13 protein-coding genes are annotated in these 15,054 nt (G+C 72.7%); 4 read left to right on the top strand and 9 right to left on the bottom strand.

Annotation, left to right across the window (positions count from 1 at the left end):
• The first annotated feature begins 50 nt into the window (after positions 1–50).
• A complete protein-coding gene (locus AB0E62_RS14855) occupies positions 51–2,999 on the top strand; it encodes a beta-galactosidase (RefSeq protein ID WP_362192403.1) in 2,949 nt (982 codons plus the stop codon).
• On the opposite strand, the gene AB0E62_RS14860 is transcribed toward AB0E62_RS14855, so the two are convergent.
• Genes AB0E62_RS14860 through AB0E62_RS14880 form a run of 5 tightly spaced genes read right to left on the bottom strand, consistent with a single transcriptional unit; the run spans position 3,000 to position 8,653 of the window.
• The gene (locus AB0E62_RS14860; RefSeq protein WP_362192405.1) at positions 3,000–4,520 is read right to left on the bottom strand and encodes an alpha-N-arabinofuranosidase; all 1,521 of its coding nucleotides are present in this window, start codon (positions 4,518–4,520) and stop codon (positions 3,000–3,002) included.
• 14 nt (positions 4,521–4,534) lie between these two features.
• Positions 4,535–5,497 (bottom strand): arabinan endo-1,5-alpha-L-arabinosidase, encoded by a 963-nt coding sequence (locus tag AB0E62_RS14865; RefSeq protein WP_362192407.1) that lies wholly within the window; start codon positions 5,495–5,497, stop codon positions 4,535–4,537.
• Between the two features lie 17 nt (positions 5,498–5,514).
• Positions 5,515–6,354 (bottom strand): carbohydrate ABC transporter permease, encoded by an 840-nt coding sequence (locus AB0E62_RS14870; RefSeq protein WP_362192409.1) that lies wholly within the window; start codon positions 6,352–6,354, stop codon positions 5,515–5,517.
• Positions 6,351–7,298: a sugar ABC transporter permease gene (locus tag AB0E62_RS14875; RefSeq protein WP_362192411.1), complete on the bottom strand. Its 948-nt coding sequence runs from the start codon at positions 7,296–7,298 to the stop codon at positions 6,351–6,353. Before AB0E62_RS14875 ends, AB0E62_RS14870 begins: the two co-directional genes overlap by 4 nt.
• A complete protein-coding gene (locus AB0E62_RS14880) occupies positions 7,295–8,653 on the bottom strand; it encodes an extracellular solute-binding protein (protein WP_362192413.1) in 1,359 nt (452 codons plus the stop codon). The genes AB0E62_RS14875 and AB0E62_RS14880 overlap by 4 nt, the downstream gene beginning before the upstream one ends.
• 214 nt (positions 8,654–8,867) lie before the next feature.
• Here AB0E62_RS14880 and AB0E62_RS14885 point away from each other — a divergent pair, with 214 nt between their 5' ends.
• Both AB0E62_RS14885 and AB0E62_RS14890 read left to right on the top strand, forming a co-directional pair.
• Positions 8,868–9,530, top strand: coding sequence for a toxin-antitoxin system, toxin component family protein (locus tag AB0E62_RS14885; protein WP_362192415.1), 663 nt, complete (start codon positions 8,868–8,870; stop codon positions 9,528–9,530).
• Positions 9,527–10,732, top strand: coding sequence for an MAB_1171c family putative transporter (locus AB0E62_RS14890; protein WP_362192417.1), 1,206 nt, complete (start codon positions 9,527–9,529; stop codon positions 10,730–10,732). Before AB0E62_RS14885 ends, AB0E62_RS14890 begins: the two co-directional genes overlap by 4 nt.
• An 11-nt stretch (positions 10,733–10,743) precedes the next feature.
• On the opposite strand, the gene AB0E62_RS14895 is transcribed toward AB0E62_RS14890, so the two are convergent.
• A complete protein-coding gene (locus AB0E62_RS14895; RefSeq protein WP_362192419.1) occupies positions 10,744–11,589 on the bottom strand; it encodes an SMP-30/gluconolactonase/LRE family protein in 846 nt (281 codons plus the stop codon).
• The gene (locus AB0E62_RS14900; protein ID WP_362192421.1) at positions 11,586–12,359 is read right to left on the bottom strand and encodes an IclR family transcriptional regulator; all 774 of its coding nucleotides are present in this window, start codon (positions 12,357–12,359) and stop codon (positions 11,586–11,588) included. Before AB0E62_RS14900 ends, AB0E62_RS14895 begins: the two co-directional genes overlap by 4 nt.
• Before the next feature lie 149 nt (positions 12,360–12,508).
• Between AB0E62_RS14900 and AB0E62_RS14905 the strand changes: the two genes are divergently transcribed.
• Positions 12,509–13,066 (top strand): hypothetical protein, encoded by a 558-nt coding sequence (locus tag AB0E62_RS14905; RefSeq protein ID WP_362192423.1) that lies wholly within the window; start codon positions 12,509–12,511, stop codon positions 13,064–13,066.
• 62 nt (positions 13,067–13,128) lie between these two features.
• On the opposite strand, the gene AB0E62_RS14910 is transcribed toward AB0E62_RS14905, so the two are convergent.
• Both AB0E62_RS14910 and AB0E62_RS14915 read right to left on the bottom strand, forming a co-directional pair.
• On the bottom strand, positions 13,129–13,959 hold the full coding sequence (locus tag AB0E62_RS14910) for an oxidoreductase (protein WP_362192425.1): 831 nt from the start codon (positions 13,957–13,959) through the stop codon (positions 13,129–13,131).
• 102 nt (positions 13,960–14,061) lie between these two features.
• Entirely contained in the window at positions 14,062–14,937 is an 876-nt protein-coding gene (locus AB0E62_RS14915) for a hypothetical protein (protein WP_362192427.1), read from the bottom strand.
• Positions 14,938–15,054 lie beyond the last annotated feature (117 nt).

The following is a 15,054-nucleotide window of genomic DNA, read 5'->3' on the forward strand; positions in this document are numbered from 1 at the left end:
TGGAGAATGGCCGGACCCTCGCCCCCTAGGACCGCCCGGGAGGACCCACCTTGGCGCTCAGCAGACGTTCCTTCAGTGCCCTGGCCGGCTCCGCCGCGCTCGGGCTGGCCCTGGGCGGCAGCGGCGGCCCCGGGGCGCCCTCCGCGTACGCGGGCGGCAGCGCGCCGACCGGGCCGGCCCCGGCCCCGCCCGGCGCCGACGGCGCGCGGCACACCATCGGGTACGACCGGTACTCGCTGCTCGTGGACGGGCGGCGGCTGGTGGTGTGGTCCGGCGAGCTGCACCCCTTCCGGCTGCCGAGCCCGTCGCTGTGGCGCGACGTGCTGCAGAAGATGCGGGCGCACGGCTACAACGCCGTCAGTGTCTACGTGGCCTGGAACTACCACTCCCCCGCACCCGGCCGGTACGACTTCTCCGGCGTCCGGGACCTCGATCTGTTCCTGCGGACGGCGGCGGAGACCGGGCTGTACGTCATCCTGCGGCCGGGCCCGTACATCAACGCCGAGGTCGACGGCGGCGGCTTCCCGGGCTGGCTGACCGCGACCGAGGGCACGGCCCGCACCGACGACCCGGTGTACCTGTCGTACGTGGACGAGTGGCTGACCCAGGTGAACCGGATCGCCCGCCGGCACCTGTTCACCCGGGGCGACGGCACGATCCTGCTGTACCAGATCGAGAACGAGTACGACGCCCACCCCGCCGACGCGACCGGCCGGGCCTACATGTCGCACCTGTACAAGAAGGTCCGGGCCGACGGGATCGACGTCCCGCTGTTCCACAACGACAAGGGCCGCAACGGCTACTGGGTCCCCGGCGCCTTCGACACCGGCGGGGAGAAGGGCGGCTGGCTGTACGGGTTCGACGGATACCCCTCGCCGTTCAAGACCCCGCCGGACTGGGGGCACTTCGGGCCCGGCGGGCCGAAGGGCGGGGCCACCGCCTCGCCGGGTACGCCCGGGTTCGTGCCCGAGTTCGGCGGCGGCTGGTTCGACCCGTGGGGCGGGGCCGAGTTCGACGGCAAGGGGTACGCCGAGTCGCGGCGCACCCGGGACGCGGCCTACGAGCGCCGCTTCTACCTGACCAACCTGGCCAACGGCCTCACCCTGCACAACGTGTACATGACGTTCGGCGGGACCTCGTGGGGCTGGCTGCCCGCGCCGGTGGTCTACACGTCGTACGACTACGGCGCCGCCATCGACGAGGCACGCAACGTCACCGAGAAGATCGCCCCGATGCACCAGCTCGGGCATCTGCTCCAGCGGGTGCCCGACTTCGCCAAGCTGGACCGGGCGGCGGACGTGACGGCCGAGGGGCTGAGGGTCTACCACCTCGCCAACCAGGACACCGGCACCCACGTGTACATCGCCCGCAACGACGGCGCGGAGGCGGTCACCACCGATCTGCCGACCGAGGCCGGGACGCTGCGCGTCTCCGTGCCCGGCAAGGACGCCAAGCTGCTGACCACCGGGCTGGCGCTGGGCGGGCGGCGGCTGAAGTACTCCACCGCCTCGCCGATGCTGTGCCTGACGGCGGGCCGGCAGGACGTCGCCGTGTTCACCGGGCGCCGCGGCGAGATGGCCGAGCTGGTGCTCGAGTCCCGGGCCGAGCCGTCCGTGCAGCGGCTGGACCCGGAGGGCGGCTGGGCCTACGACCGGGGGGAGCTGCATGTCAACGCGCCCCTGGGAGAGGCCGGGCTGACCCGGTTCCTGGTGCAGGGGGGCGACAGCGACACCCCGCTGGTGCTGCTGTTCGCCGACGACGCCACCGCCGTCCGCCTGTTCCCGTACGACACCCCGTCCGGGACCCTCCTGGTGTACGGCCCGGCGCTGCTGCGCCACGCGGAGCTGCGCGGCTCGGAGGTCCACCTCACCGGCGACATGAAGGAGTCGTACGGCCTGGAGGTGTGGGGGCCGCGCGGGATCGACACCGTGGTGTGGAACGGGCGCCGGCTGGCCGCCCGGGTGACCCTGTCGGGCAGTCTGTCCACCGACCCGCTGCCGGGGGTGCCGGAGGTGCGGCTGCCGGAGCTGGGCGGCTGGCGGATGCGGCGGGAGAACCCGGAGGCGGGCCCCTCCTTCGACGACTCGTCGTGGAAGAAGGCCGACAAGACCTCCTCGTTCTCGACCACGGCCGTCCCCGAGGGGCAGCCGGTGCTGTTCGCCGACGACTACGGCTTCCACTACGGCGACGTCTGGTACCGGGGCACCTTCTCCGACAGCACCGGCATCGAGAAGGTCGCGCTCGCCTGCAGCACCGGCACCCAGGGCCTGCTGATGGCGTGGCTGGACGGCGAACCACTGGGCACGCACCGGATGCCCGTGCCGGACAAGAGCACGGTCCGCCAGGGAAGTTGGACGGACACCGCCGTCTTCCCGGTGCGCGAGCGGCTGCGCTCCCCCGGCCGGCATGTGCTGTCGGTGCTGGTCCGGCGGATGCAGCACGACCAGGACGGCAAGGCGCTGGACACCCACAAGGCGGCCCGCGGGCTGACGGCGGTCACCTTCGAGGGCGCGTCGCCGCGGGTGCGGTGGCGCATCCAGGGCGAGGGGCCCGCCGATCCGGTGCGCGGCCCGCTGAACAACGGCGGTCTGTACGGCGAGCGGCACGGCTGGCACCTGCCGGGCTTCGCGGACCGGGACTGGGAGCGCACCCGGTTCCCGCGTGCGGCCCGGTACCAGGGCGTCACCTGGTACCGGACCACGTTCCGGCTGTCGGTGCCGGCCGGCGTCGACGCGTCGGTCGGTCTGACCCTGGACGACGATCCGTACCGGGCCTACCGCGCCCAGATCTTCCTCAACGGCTGGAACCTGGGCCAGTACATCAACAACGTCGGTCCGCAGCACACGTTCGTGCTGCCGAACGGCATCCTGCGCACCCGGGGCACCAACACGCTGGCGCTTGCGGTCCTGTCGGAGTTCACCACGCTGTCGGGCCCCGGGTCGGTACGGCTGTCGCTGCTCGGCGCCGCGAGCGGCGGCGTACCGGTCACACCGGTGTGATCACGCCAGCCGGATCACGTTCCAGGACAGCGGCTCCAGTACGGCGGTGAGGGTGCCGTCCGCCAGGACGGTGCCCCCGACCGGGTGCGGGGTGACGCGTTCCGGGTCGGCGAGGGTGTTGCGGGCGTCGGGGTCGGCGTCCGCGAGGGCGGTGTGCTCGGTGACGGCAGTCAGTTCCAGCCCGTTCAGGGCGACTTCCAGGGGCAGCGGCTCGGTGCGGCTGCGGTTGACCGCGAACACGGTGACCGTGCCGTCGTCCGCGCGGACGGCGGTGGCGTGCAGCAGGTCCGTCTCGCCGTACTTCTTCGTCTCGTAGGTCGGCGACTCCACGCGGACGTCCAGCACCTGGCCGCGGCCGTACTTGGAGGCCTGCGCGAAGGGGAAGAACGTCGTCTGCCGCCAGGCCGGGCCGCCCGGCTCGGTCATGATCGGGGCGATGACGTTGACGAGCTGGGCGAGGCAGGCGACGGTGACCCGGTCGGCGTGCCGGAGCAGGGCGATCAGCAGCGAGCCGAAGACGACGGCGTCGGTGACGCTGTAGTTGTCCTCCAGCAGGCGGGGCGCCTCGGGCCAGTCGGACAGGTCGCGCGTCTCGGAGAACTCCACCCACTTGGTGAGGTACCAGACGTTCCACTCGTCGAAGGAGAGGTTGATCCTCTTCTTCGACTTCAGCAGCGCGCCCACGTGGTCGGCCGTGGCGACCACGTTCTCGATGAAGGACTCCATGTCGACGGCCGAGGCGAGGAAGGAGTCCACGTCGCCGTCGACGGGCTCGTAGTAGGCGTGCACCGAGATGTAGTCGACGAGGTCGTACGTCTCCTTCAGGACGGTGGCCTCCCACTCGGCGAACGTGGGCATGGCCTGGGTGGAGGAGCCGCAGGCGACCAGTTCCACGCGGGGGTCCTGCTGGCGCATGGCGCGGGCGGTCTCGGCGGCGAGCCTGCCGTACTCCTCGGCCGTCTTGTGGCCGGTCTGCCAGGGGCCGTCCATCTCGTTGCCGAGGCACCACAGCCGGATGCCGAAGGGGTCCTTGTCGCCGTGGGCGGCGCGCAGGTCGGACAGGGCGGTGCCGGCGGGGTGGTTGGCGTACTCCTGGAGCTCCAGGGCCTCGGCGACGCCCCGGGTGCCGAGGTTCACCGCCATCATGGGCTCCGCCTGGGGGCCGACCTTCTTCAGGAACGCGATGTACTCGGACAGGCCGAAGCGGTTGGTCTCGGTGGAGTGCCAGGCCAGGTCGAGCCGGCGGGGACGGTCCTCCACCGGGCCGACGGAGTCCTCCCACTTGTAGCCGGAGACGAAGTTCCCGCCGGGGTAGCGGATGGCGGTGACGCCGAGTTCGCGGACCAGCTCCAGCACGTCGGTACGGATGCCCTCGGCGTCGGCCGCGGGGTGTTCCGGCTCGTAGATGCCGGTGTAGACGCAGCGGCCGAGGTGTTCCACGAAGGAACCGAAGAGACGGGGGTCGACCTCGCCGACGGTGAAGGCGGGGTCGAGGGTGAAGCGGGCGGTGTTCTTGCTCATGGGTTCCTTCCGGATTACTTGAAAGCGGGCCGTCCCGCGTGCCACCGGAGCTCGTTGAGCCCCAGCTTCGGGGTGCCGGCGTCCGTCGCGTCGTAGTAGTGGTAGGCCAGCCAGGTCTTGCCGTGGGTGCGGAACACCGACTCCCCGCCGGGGCCCGTGTAGCGGCCGTGGCCGGCCAGGAGGAGGTCGCCGCCGCCGTTCAGCATCGGGGTGCCGGTGCTGTCGCTGTACGGGCCCGTCACCGACTTGGCGCGGCCCACGCGGATCTTGTAGGTCGAGTCCACGCCCGCGCAGCAGGTGTCGTAGGAGGCGAAGAGGTAGTAGTAGCCCCCGTGGTGGACGATCGCCGGGCCCTCCACGGCGTACGGGGCGTCGGGGCGGGTCGCCAGGTGGTGGACCGGTGCGTCCGGGAGGGCCTTGCCGGTGGCCGGGTCGAGTTCGGTCATGCGGATGCCCGTCCAGTACGAGCCGAACGCCAGCCAGAGCCGTCCGCCAGCCCGGATCACGGCGGGGTCGATGGCGTTCCAGGTGTCGGTCTTCTCGGAGGTGAACGCCGGTCCGTGGTCGGTCCAGGTGCCGGGCAGGCCGGTGGGCGAGGTGGCGACGCCGATCGCGGAGTGGTTGGTGCCCCAGGAGGAGACGGCGTAGTAGAGCCAGTAGCGGCCGTCGCGGTAGGTGAGGTCGGGGGCCCAGGGGTCGGCGGTGGCGTTGTAGTCGTACCACCAGGCGGGCGGGGTGGTGAAGGCGTTGCCCGCGTCCGTCCAGTGGCGCAGGTCGGCGGAGAGGCGGGCGCCGAGGACGCCGCCGGTGGAGTAGGCGACGTACCGGCCGTCCTTCAGCCGGTGGACGGTGGGGTCGTGGATGATCTGCTGCCCGGTGAGGGGCAGCGGGTCGGGGTACGCCGGCTCGGCCGAGGCCGTGGTGGGCAGCAGGGCGAGGGCGGCGGCCGCGAGGACGGCGGCGAGTCGGGTTCTCAAGGCGGGGGCTCCTCGCGTCACTGGCCGGCCAGGCCGGTGTGGGCCACGCCCCGCACGATCTGGCTCTGGAAGAAGACGAAGACGATGATCAGCGGCAGTCCGGCGATCAGTCCGCCGGCCATCAGCTGGGGCCAGACGATGCCGAAGGCGTTCTGCACGGTGGCGATGCCGTTGGGCATGGTCATCAGGTCGGGGTTGTTGGTCACCATGTACGGCCACAGGAAGTTGTTCCAGGACGCGATGAAGGTGAAGATCCCGACCGCGGACAGCGAGGGCTTGGACAGGGGCAGGACGATGGTGAAGAAGATCCGCCAGCGGCCGGCGCCGTCGATGAACGCGGCCTCCTCCAGTTCCCGGGGCAGGCCCTGGAAGAACTTGTAGAGGATGTAGACCATGGCGGCCGGGGCGCACTGGGGCAGGATCATGCCCCAGTAGGTGTCGACCATGCCGAGCGACTGGACGGTGGTGAACAGCGGGACGCCGAGGATCGCCGGGGAGAACATCAGGCCGGCCATGGTCAGGCCCATCAGGGCGCCCTTGCCGCGGAACTCGGTGCGGGCGAAGCCGTATCCGGCGAGGGCGGCGGTCAGCAGCACGATCACCGTGACGCACACGGAGACGACGACGGAGTTCACGAACCAGTTGGGGATGTCGCCCGCCCGCAGGACCTCCGTCCAGGAGTCCAGGGTGATGTGCTCGGGTATCCAGTGCGGCGAGGTGACGGACTCCGTCGGGGACTTCAGGGACGTGGACAGGGCCCAGGCCAGGGGGGCGAGCCAGATCAGGGAGAGGGTCGCGGCGACGGCCGTGAGCGCGATCTGGGCGGGGGGCCAGCGGCGGGCGGAGCGGGTGGTCATCGGGTGGCCTCCTCGCGGCTCTTGAGCAGCCACATCCGGGCGAGCGCCACGGCCGCGACGATGACGAACAGGACGAAGGAGATCGCGGAGGCGTAGCCCACGCGGTAGGTGGTGAAGCCCTGTTCGAGGGTGTACTGGACGAAGGTGCGGGTCGACTCCTCCGGTCCGGGGCCGAACTGGTACATGACCACGGCCTGGTCGAAGACCTGGAGGGAGGCGAGGACCTGGAGGGCGACGACCAGGCCGGTGATGGAGCGCAGGTTGGGCACGGTGATGTAGAGCATCCGCTGGAGGGCGTTCGCGCCGTCGAGTTCGGCGGCCTCGTACAGGTGCTGCGGGATGTTCTGCAGGGCGGCCAGGTAGAGCAGGAAGGAGAAGCCGACCGTCCACCACAGGGTGGCGACGACGACGGCGAGCATGGCCGTGGACTTCTGGGTGAGCCAGGGGGTGTCCAGGCCGAGGACGTGGTTGACCATGCCGTTGGTGGGCTGGAACAGCCACCACCACAGGTTGCCCACGACGGCCGAGGGCAGCAGGAAGGGCGCGAAGAAGCACAGTCGCCACAGCCACTTGAAGTGCGTGGTGTGGTGGGCGATCAGGGCCGTCAGCAGGGCCACGAGGACGATCAGCGGGACGACGTAGAGCGTGAACTGCGTGCTGTGCCACAGGGAGTCCCACACGAGCGGGTCCGTCAGCGCCTCGCGGTAGTTGGCGAGGCCGACGAAGCCCGTGTGGTCGCCGGAGATGTTGGCGTCCGTGAAGCTGAGGTAGAGGCCGCGGACGACGGGCAGGATGACGAACAGCCCGTAGAGGACGAGGAACGGGGCGACGAACCAGCCGCCGTGCTGGAGGCGGCGGGACCAGCGCAGCCGGGCCGAGTCGGTGCCGGCGGCGGCGCGGGGGCGGACCGTGCGGCCGGCCGTGGTCAGGGTCGTGCTGCTCATGCGGCGGCTCCCTTCAGCTCCTGGGCGGCGGTGCGCCCGGTCATCGGGTTCTTCGCCGCGAGCAGCCGCTCCAGCAGGGACTTCATGCGGCGGGCCGCCTTGTCGGGGGCGGTGGAGCCGAGGTTGGAGGAGGCGATGACCGGGCCGAGGCGCTGGGCGAGGATGCCGGTGGAGCCGGCGAACCAGATGTGCGGCTCGTTGGCCTGGTGGTCCATGGCGGGCCGGGAGTACTCGCTCTGCGGGCTGAGCTTGCGGTAACCCGGGTCCTCGAAGGTGGGCAGGTAGGCGGGGATGTGGCCGCCGAGGGCCCAGGTGGTGGCGTGGGTGACCATGTAGGCGGCGAGCCGGTAGGCGCCCTCGTCGGCGGGGCCGCCGCGGCCGGCCTGGTGGGGCAGGACGAAGGAGTGGGACTCGGCGTGGGTGGCCGGGGTGCCGAAGACCGGGGGGAGCGGCTGGGCGCCGAAGTCGACCTTCTCCCCGTTGAAGTAGGGCACCGACCAGTTGCCCTCCCAGGTGAAGGGCGAGCCGGCCAGGAACGCCTCGGCGTCGGTCTCGCCGGGGACGACGTAGCCGTCGGTGACGTGCTTGCGGAAGAACTCCAGGACCTCGGTGGCCTTGTCGGTGTCGAAGGTCAGGACCGTCTGGGCGGCGTCGAAGTAGGTGCCGCCGAGCTGCTGGTAGAAGGCGACGAAGAACCACCAGCAGAAGTTCTGGTCGTTGGCGTGCAGGCCGAGGGTCTGCTGCCCCTTCTTCAGCTGCTTCCTGGCCTCCTTCAGGAGGGTGAACCAGTCGTCGGTGGAGGTGGCGGCGGGCAGCCGGCCGGCGGAGTCCAGTAGTCCGGCCCTGCGGCACACGTCCTTGCGGTAGAAGCAGAGCTGGACGTGGATGTCCAGGGGCAGGGCGTACAGCTCGCCGTCGACGACGCCGCGCTTCCACAGCACCGGGTTGAAGTCGGCTTCGCGCACGCCGTACTTGGCCAGCAGGCGGGTGTCCCAGGGGTCGAGGAGGCGGCCGGGGGCGAAGCCGGGGACGCGGCCCTGGTGCATGACGGCGAGGTCGGGGGCGCGGTTGCCGGCGGCGGCCATGGCGAGCTTGGTGTAGTAGGGGCCGCCCCAGGTGAGGGTGGAGTCCTTCACCGCGATGCCGGGGTGCGTCGTGCGGAACCCGTCGACCATGGCGACCTGGTTGGCGCCGTCACCGCCCTGGAAGAGGTTCCAGTAACGCACGCGGGTGCGGTCGCCGGTGGCGAGCGCGTCGGCCCCGCTGCCGAGGGCCGCGAACCCGAGGCTCGCGGCCGTCACCAACCCGCCCGCGGCGCCGAGGAAGTGCCTGCGGTTCAGGCCAGGTTGTCCCATACCTTGCCCCTACGTTCGATATCCCGAATGATGCCCGTAACTTCGAACGGGACCGTAGATTCCCCGCGCGTGCGCGTCAATGGGTTGGACAAAGCTCATAGGTCGTTTCCTGTTGAACAAGGGACGGGGGAAGACATGACGCGGGCACATCCGGGCGCGTACCCTCGGACCAGCCATGACCGGGCCCGACAGGGTGCGAAAGGGGGGGGAACCGATGGGCGTCTCGGGCGCGCGGCCGCGACTGGACCGGCTCGCCTCGCGGCTGCTCCGTCCCCGCACCGGACGGGCCATGCGCACCCTCGCCGGCGACCTCGCCGCCGCCGTCCGCGCCCGCCCGGAACCGCCCGGTGACGTACGGCAGTTGTGCCGTGCGCTGTGCGAGGAGATGTCCGTGCTGCGCGCCGGCCGGCCGGTGGAGCTGCGGTTCGAACGGTTCCCGGACGAGCTCGAGGTCACCGGGCTGTGGGTCGAGTTCGCCGACTTCGACCTGATCATCGTCGAGGAGCGGGCGGAGGACGTGCAGCGACTCGTCATCCTGGGGCACGAGCTGTGGCATCTGCACGCCGGTCACCGCCACCACCACCTGGCCGGCGCCGCCGCGGCCCGCGCCCTCGCCGACGCGCCCGGCTGGCGGGAGGCGGCCCTCACGGTGGCCGCCCGCAACGGCTCCCGGGAGGCCGACGAGGCCGAGGCGGACGACTTCGGGCACCGCCTGGCCACCCTGTTCCGCGACCGGCTGTCCGGGCCCCGGCCCGCCCCGCCGGACGCACTCCAGCGCTCCCTCGGCTATCGCGGACGCGAACGGCCGGGCCGGCCGGACGGGCGCGCCGCACCGCCGGCGCACCGGCCGTCCGGGAAGGGGGGAGCCGCGCGGTGAGACCGCCGGGCTTCCTCTGCGAGTTCTCCGTCTCCTTCTGGACCCCCGCGGCCGTCCTCGTCACCGCCCTGGCGATCAAACTGCCGTCGATCATCCGGCTGTGGCGGGACCCCCTGCTGCGCGCGGTCGGCACCCTGCTGCTGCTCGCCTGCGCGGTGTTCGTCTTCAGCGCCCCCTCCACCATCGCCCTGGTCAACCGGCTGACCGGGGTGCCCAACATCTCGGCGCCCTGGTGCTACTCGCTGATCACCGCGCTGTGCGCCAACGGCCTGCTGCTGCTGATCACCTGGCGCAACGGCCCCGTCGGCCGCCCGGCCGCCCTCCGCCGGGCGCGGCGCTGGGTGCTCTCGGTGTACTCGGGCGTGATCGTCGCCCTGTGGGTGCTGTTCCCGCTCGCCGACACCCCCGCCGAGCGGCTGCGGGACCTGGACACCTACTACGCCACCACGCCGTTCGTCCGCGAGGGCATCCTGCTCTACCTCCTCGCGCACGCCGTGGCCTGCCTGGTCAGTTCCCGGCTGATCCGGGCCTGGGTGCGCGTCCCCGGCCTCGACGCCTGGCTGCGCCGGGGCCTCAGGCTCCTGGGCGCCGGGTACGCGCTGGACCTGGCGTACAGCGCGGCCAAGCTGACCGCCGTCGGGGCGCGCTGGGCCGGGCGGAACGCGGACTGGCTGAGCACCGACCTGGCGCCGGCCGTGGCCGCCGTCGCCGCGATCCTCGTGGCCACCGGGTTCGTCCTGCCGCACGCCGGCCAGTATCTGCGCGACCGGTGGCGGGTCCGGCTCGCGCACGGCGAACTGCGGCCGCTGTACCGGCTGTTGCGCTCGGCGAGCGGGGCGGGACTGCCGTTCGTGCTGCGCGCCACGCCCGAACTGCGGCTCACCCGGCGCGAGACGTTCATCCGCGACGTGCTGCTGCCGCTCGGCCGGCGCATCGACACCGGGCTGGGCGGGCGCGCGTACGACGCGGCGCTCGGACTCGGCCATCCGCCCGAGCGGGCCCGGGCGCTGGCGGCGGCGGTGTGCGTGCTGGACGCCGTCGAGACGGGGGCGCGGACGCGGCCCGGGACGGGTGACGGCGGGGCCGACACGGCCGATCTGCTGCGGGAGATCGGGGCCGTGTCGCGCGCGCTGCGCAGGCCCGCCGACATCGAGGCGGTGCGGGCCCGGGCGGCGGGAGCCCGGGTGGAGACGCGGGTCTGAAGAGGGGGACCTCAGCCCTCGAACGCCGGCTGCGGCAGACCCTTGCCCGCGTTCGGGATCACCAGCAGGGAGCCCGACAGGGGGTGCGGGGCGTCCAGGCCCGTGCGGGCCGTGGTGACGTAGAGGTCGGTCAGGGCGGGGCCGCCGAAGGCGCAGGCCGTGGTGCGGGGGGTGGGCAGGGGGATGACGCGGTCCAGGGTGCCGTCGGGCGTGTAGCGGCGGACCGCCCCGCCGTCCCACAGGGCCACCCATACGCAGCCGTCGGCGTCGACCGTGAGCCCGTCCGGGTAGCCCGCGCCCTCCTCGATCTCGGCCAGCGGGCGGCGGTTGCGGACGCCCTCGGCGTCGTGGTCGAAGACGTCCACGCGCCGCGTCGGGGTGTCGACGTAGTACATGAGGCGGCCGTCGGGGCTCCAGCCGGTGCCGTTGCTGACCGTGACGTCGTCCAGCACCGTCCGGGCGCTGCCGTCGCCGGCCAGCCGGGACAGCGTGCCGCCGCCGGTCGCCTCGTCGTAGCGCATCGTGCCCGCCCACAGGGACCCGTCCGGGGCCACGGCGGCGTCGTTCCCCCGGCGGCCCGGGACCGGCTCGTGGTGCAGCCAGCGGAACGTGCCGTCGGGGTCCAGCAGGCCGATGCCGTCCCGCAGGTTCAGCACCAGGCCGCCGCCCGCGCGGGGCTTGGCGGCGCCGACGTGCTGGGGCGTCGTACGGACCGTGCGGCGGCCGGTCACCGGGTCGTAGGTGTGCAGCCGCATGCCCAGGATGTCCAGCCAGAGGAGTGTGCCGGTCGCCGGGTCCCAGGTCGGGCCCTCGCCGAGCGTCGCCTGTGCCGCCACCGCCACCTCGTACGCCGTCATGCCGCGCTCCTGTGTCCCAGCCGCTCCGACAGTTGTGCCGCGCCCTTGGCGGCCAGTTGCTCCAGCTCGGCCCGGCGCTCGTCGCTCCAGCGAATCATAGGGACGGAGATGGACAGCGCGGCGACAACCTGGCCGGTGCGGTCGCGGACCGGCGCGGCCACGCAGGAGACGTCGGGGTTGGACTCGCGGCTCTCCACCGCGATCCCGCGCTGCCGGATCTCCGCGAGGGCCTCGCGCAGCGCGGCCGGTTCGGTGATGCTGTTCGGCGTCATCGCGGCCAGCCGGGCGTCGTCGGGAATCCGCGCGGCCAGTTCCGGGCCGGGCAGCGAGGCCAGCAGCATCTTGCCGACCGAGGTGCAGTGGGCGGGCAGCCGGCGGCCGGCGGCGGAGACCATGCGGACGGCGTGGGTGGAGTCGACCTTGGCGATGTAGATGACGTCGGTGCCCTCCAGGATGGCCACGTGCACCGTCTCGTCACAGGTCTCGGCGACCGAGCGGGCCACCTGCTGGCCCTCGGCGGCGAGGTCGAGCTGCTCGGCGTAGCGGCTGCCGAGCTGGTACGGCCGTACGCCGAGCCGGTACCGTCCGGGCTGGCCGGGTACCTGCACGATGTACGACCGGGCGGCGAGCGTGGTGACCAGCTCGTGCACGGTGGTGCGCGGCAACTGGAGCCTGCGCACGATGTCGGGGGCGGAGAGCGTCCCGTCCCCGTCGAGGAACAGCTCAAGAATGTCGAGAGCCCGGGTCACGGCAGGCACGAGGCGTCCCACGTCCGGCCCCCTCCTTGGTGTAGGCGCCCGTCGGCGATATCCGCGCGGAGTTGTTCGAGATATCAACAGGCGATCGGCATGACGAACACAGGCTAGTCAGGGAAGGTTGCGCGGGCAATGGGCGGAACCGGCCGGGCACGATGGGCCCCATGGAACTCGACTTCCAGCTCGTGCTGCTGCGCCGCATGGCCGACCACAACCCGGGCCTCGTGGAGGATGCGCGGCGGCGGCTCGGCGCCTCGGCAGCGGACCTGCGGGAGGCCAACAAGCGGTGGCAGGCGATGGTCCGCTCGCCGCGGGGCCGGGGCGCCGCCGCCCGGTACCGGGCCGTCCTCGGTCCCCCCGAGTCGGTGGCGCCGCGCCGGGTCGGCGACCTGGACTGCGAGGCCCGGCGGTGGGCCCTGCCGCTCTGGCCCGACCTGCGGTTCGAGGTGCTGGCCGGGCCGGACGGCGGGGTGTGGCACGAGTGGCTGGTACGGGCACCGGGCGCGCCGGCCCCGCGCCTGCTCACCCTGGAGGACCTGACGCCCTGGTCGTGCACGGTGGACGAGGCCGCCCGCGCCTTCGCCCCCGCCCGGCCGCTTGAGGGCACGGCCCCCACCCGCTCGGGCCTGGCCCTCACCGCCCCGGACCGCGACGGCACCCGGCACGACCTGGTCGCCGAGTTCACCTGGGGTCTGCTCCAGCGGACGGCCGTCGTCGGTTAGCGGGCACGGAGTGCAGGTCGCCGGGGGGCTGCCTTCCCCCGGCGACCTGCACTCCGTGGGACCTACGCGTCGAAGCCGGTCGCCCGGGTCTGCTTCTCCCACTCGGTGACCTCGGCGCGGACCTGGTCCAGGTGGCCGAGGACCGCGTTCACCCCGTCGTCGCCCAGCGGCAGCCGCAGCGGGGTGCGCTCGGCCTCCAGCGCGGCCAGGATGAGGGCCGCCGCCTTCGCCGGGTCGCCGGGCTGGGTGCCGTCGGTGCCGGAGATGAACCCGCGGGTCTCGCTGACCTTGGTGTACACCCCGCTGTCGGCGCTGGCGCCGGCCCGCCCGGTGCCGAACAGGGAGGTCCGGAACGCGCCCGGCTCCACGATCAGCACCTTGATGCCGAAGTCGGCCACCTCGTCGGCGAGCGCCTCGGAGATGCCCTCCAGCGCGAACTTGGTGCCGCTGTACGCCCCGAAGCCCGCGAAGGACATCTGCCCGCCCATGCTGCTCATCTGCACGATCGCGCCCGAGCGCCGCTCGCGCATGTGCGGCAGCACCGCCCGCACCAGGGCCGTCGGGCCGAAGACGTGCAGTTCGAACAGGTCCCGCAGTTCCTCGTCCGTGGTCTCCTCGACCGCGCCGACGTGCGTCCGGCCCGCGTTGTTGACCAGCACGTCGATCCGGCCGTGCCGGGCCAGGACGTCCGCGACCGCCGCCTCGATCGCGGCGCCGTCCGTCACGTCGAGCCGCAGCGCCTCCACCTTGCCCGGGTGGGCGGCCACCAGGTCGTCCAGCGCCTCCGGACGGCGGGCCGCGCCGACCACCAGGTCCCCGGCGGCGACGGCGGCCTCGGTGATCGCCCGGCCGAATCCGCTGCTCGCCCCGGTCACCAGCCATACCTTGGACATGTAACTCCCCCATCGCTAAGTGATCTTGACGGGCACAGATTGCGGCACAGGACCCGCCGGCGTCCAGCCTCGGCGGTCAACCGTCCAGCAGGCGGACGCAGTTCAGCCGTCGTGGGCCGCCCGGAGGATCGCCTGCGCCACCCGGGGCAGGGAGTCCGGGTGCAGCCACAGGAACAGGTTCGGTTCGACCAGCTCCAGTTCCATCAGCAGGGGTTCGCCGTCGTCGCCGTCGACCAGGTCCACGCGCGCGTACAGCAGCTCGGGCGTGCCGGGCACGGCGGCCAGCGCCCGCTTCGCGACGGCGAGTTCGGACGGGGCCGGCTGCCATTGCTCCAGGCCGGGGTGGGCGACCTTGTCGGCGTCGTAGGGGATGCCGGGGGACAGCACGGCGCTCTTGCGGCTGGCGTGCAGCAGCCGCCCGCCGAAGAACTGCAGGGCCCGCTCCCCGCGCACGTCGATGCCCCGCAGGTACGGCTGGACCATCGCGGTGAAGCCCTCGGCGTGCATCCGGGCGAGCTGCCGCAGCGCGGTGTCGTGCTCGGCGGGGGTGTAGCGGGCGGCGAACCGGGCGCCCGCGCCCGAGGCCGGCTTGACGACGAACTCGTGGCCGGTGGGCAGGCCGGCCTCTTCTCCGGGGGCTATGTAGCGGGTGGGGACGGTGGGCACGCCGGCCGCCGCCAGCTCCCCCAGGTAGCGCTTGTCGGTGTTCCAGCGCACGACGGGCGCCGGGTTGGCCAGCCGGGTCAGCGTCCCGGTGCGCTCCACCCAGGCGGCGAACTCGGCGGCCCGCCAGCTGTAGTCCCAGGTCGAGCGGATCACCACCAGGTCGTAGCCGGCCCAGTCGGCCGCCGGGTCGTCCCAGTGCCGGGCCTCCGCGTCGGCGCCGGCGTCCCGCAGCGCCCGTACCAGCACCGGCAGGTCGGTGTCCTCGCTGCGGCCTGGTCCGGGGTCGTAGGTGGCGAGGGCGATACGGGGCACGGCTGACTCCCTGTCGTACGCGGGTTCGATGAGGGGTGCGGTGGCGAGGCTAACAAGGCCCGCCGGACGCCGTTGCGCTGGTGTAGGAAGGGTCTGTCGATCCCGGCGGTCGGCAGC

Origin of the sequence: Streptomyces sp. NPDC038707 (genome assembly GCF_040636485.1) — a bacterium.
Classification (GTDB): Bacteria; Actinomycetota; Actinomycetes; order Streptomycetales; family Streptomycetaceae; genus Streptomyces.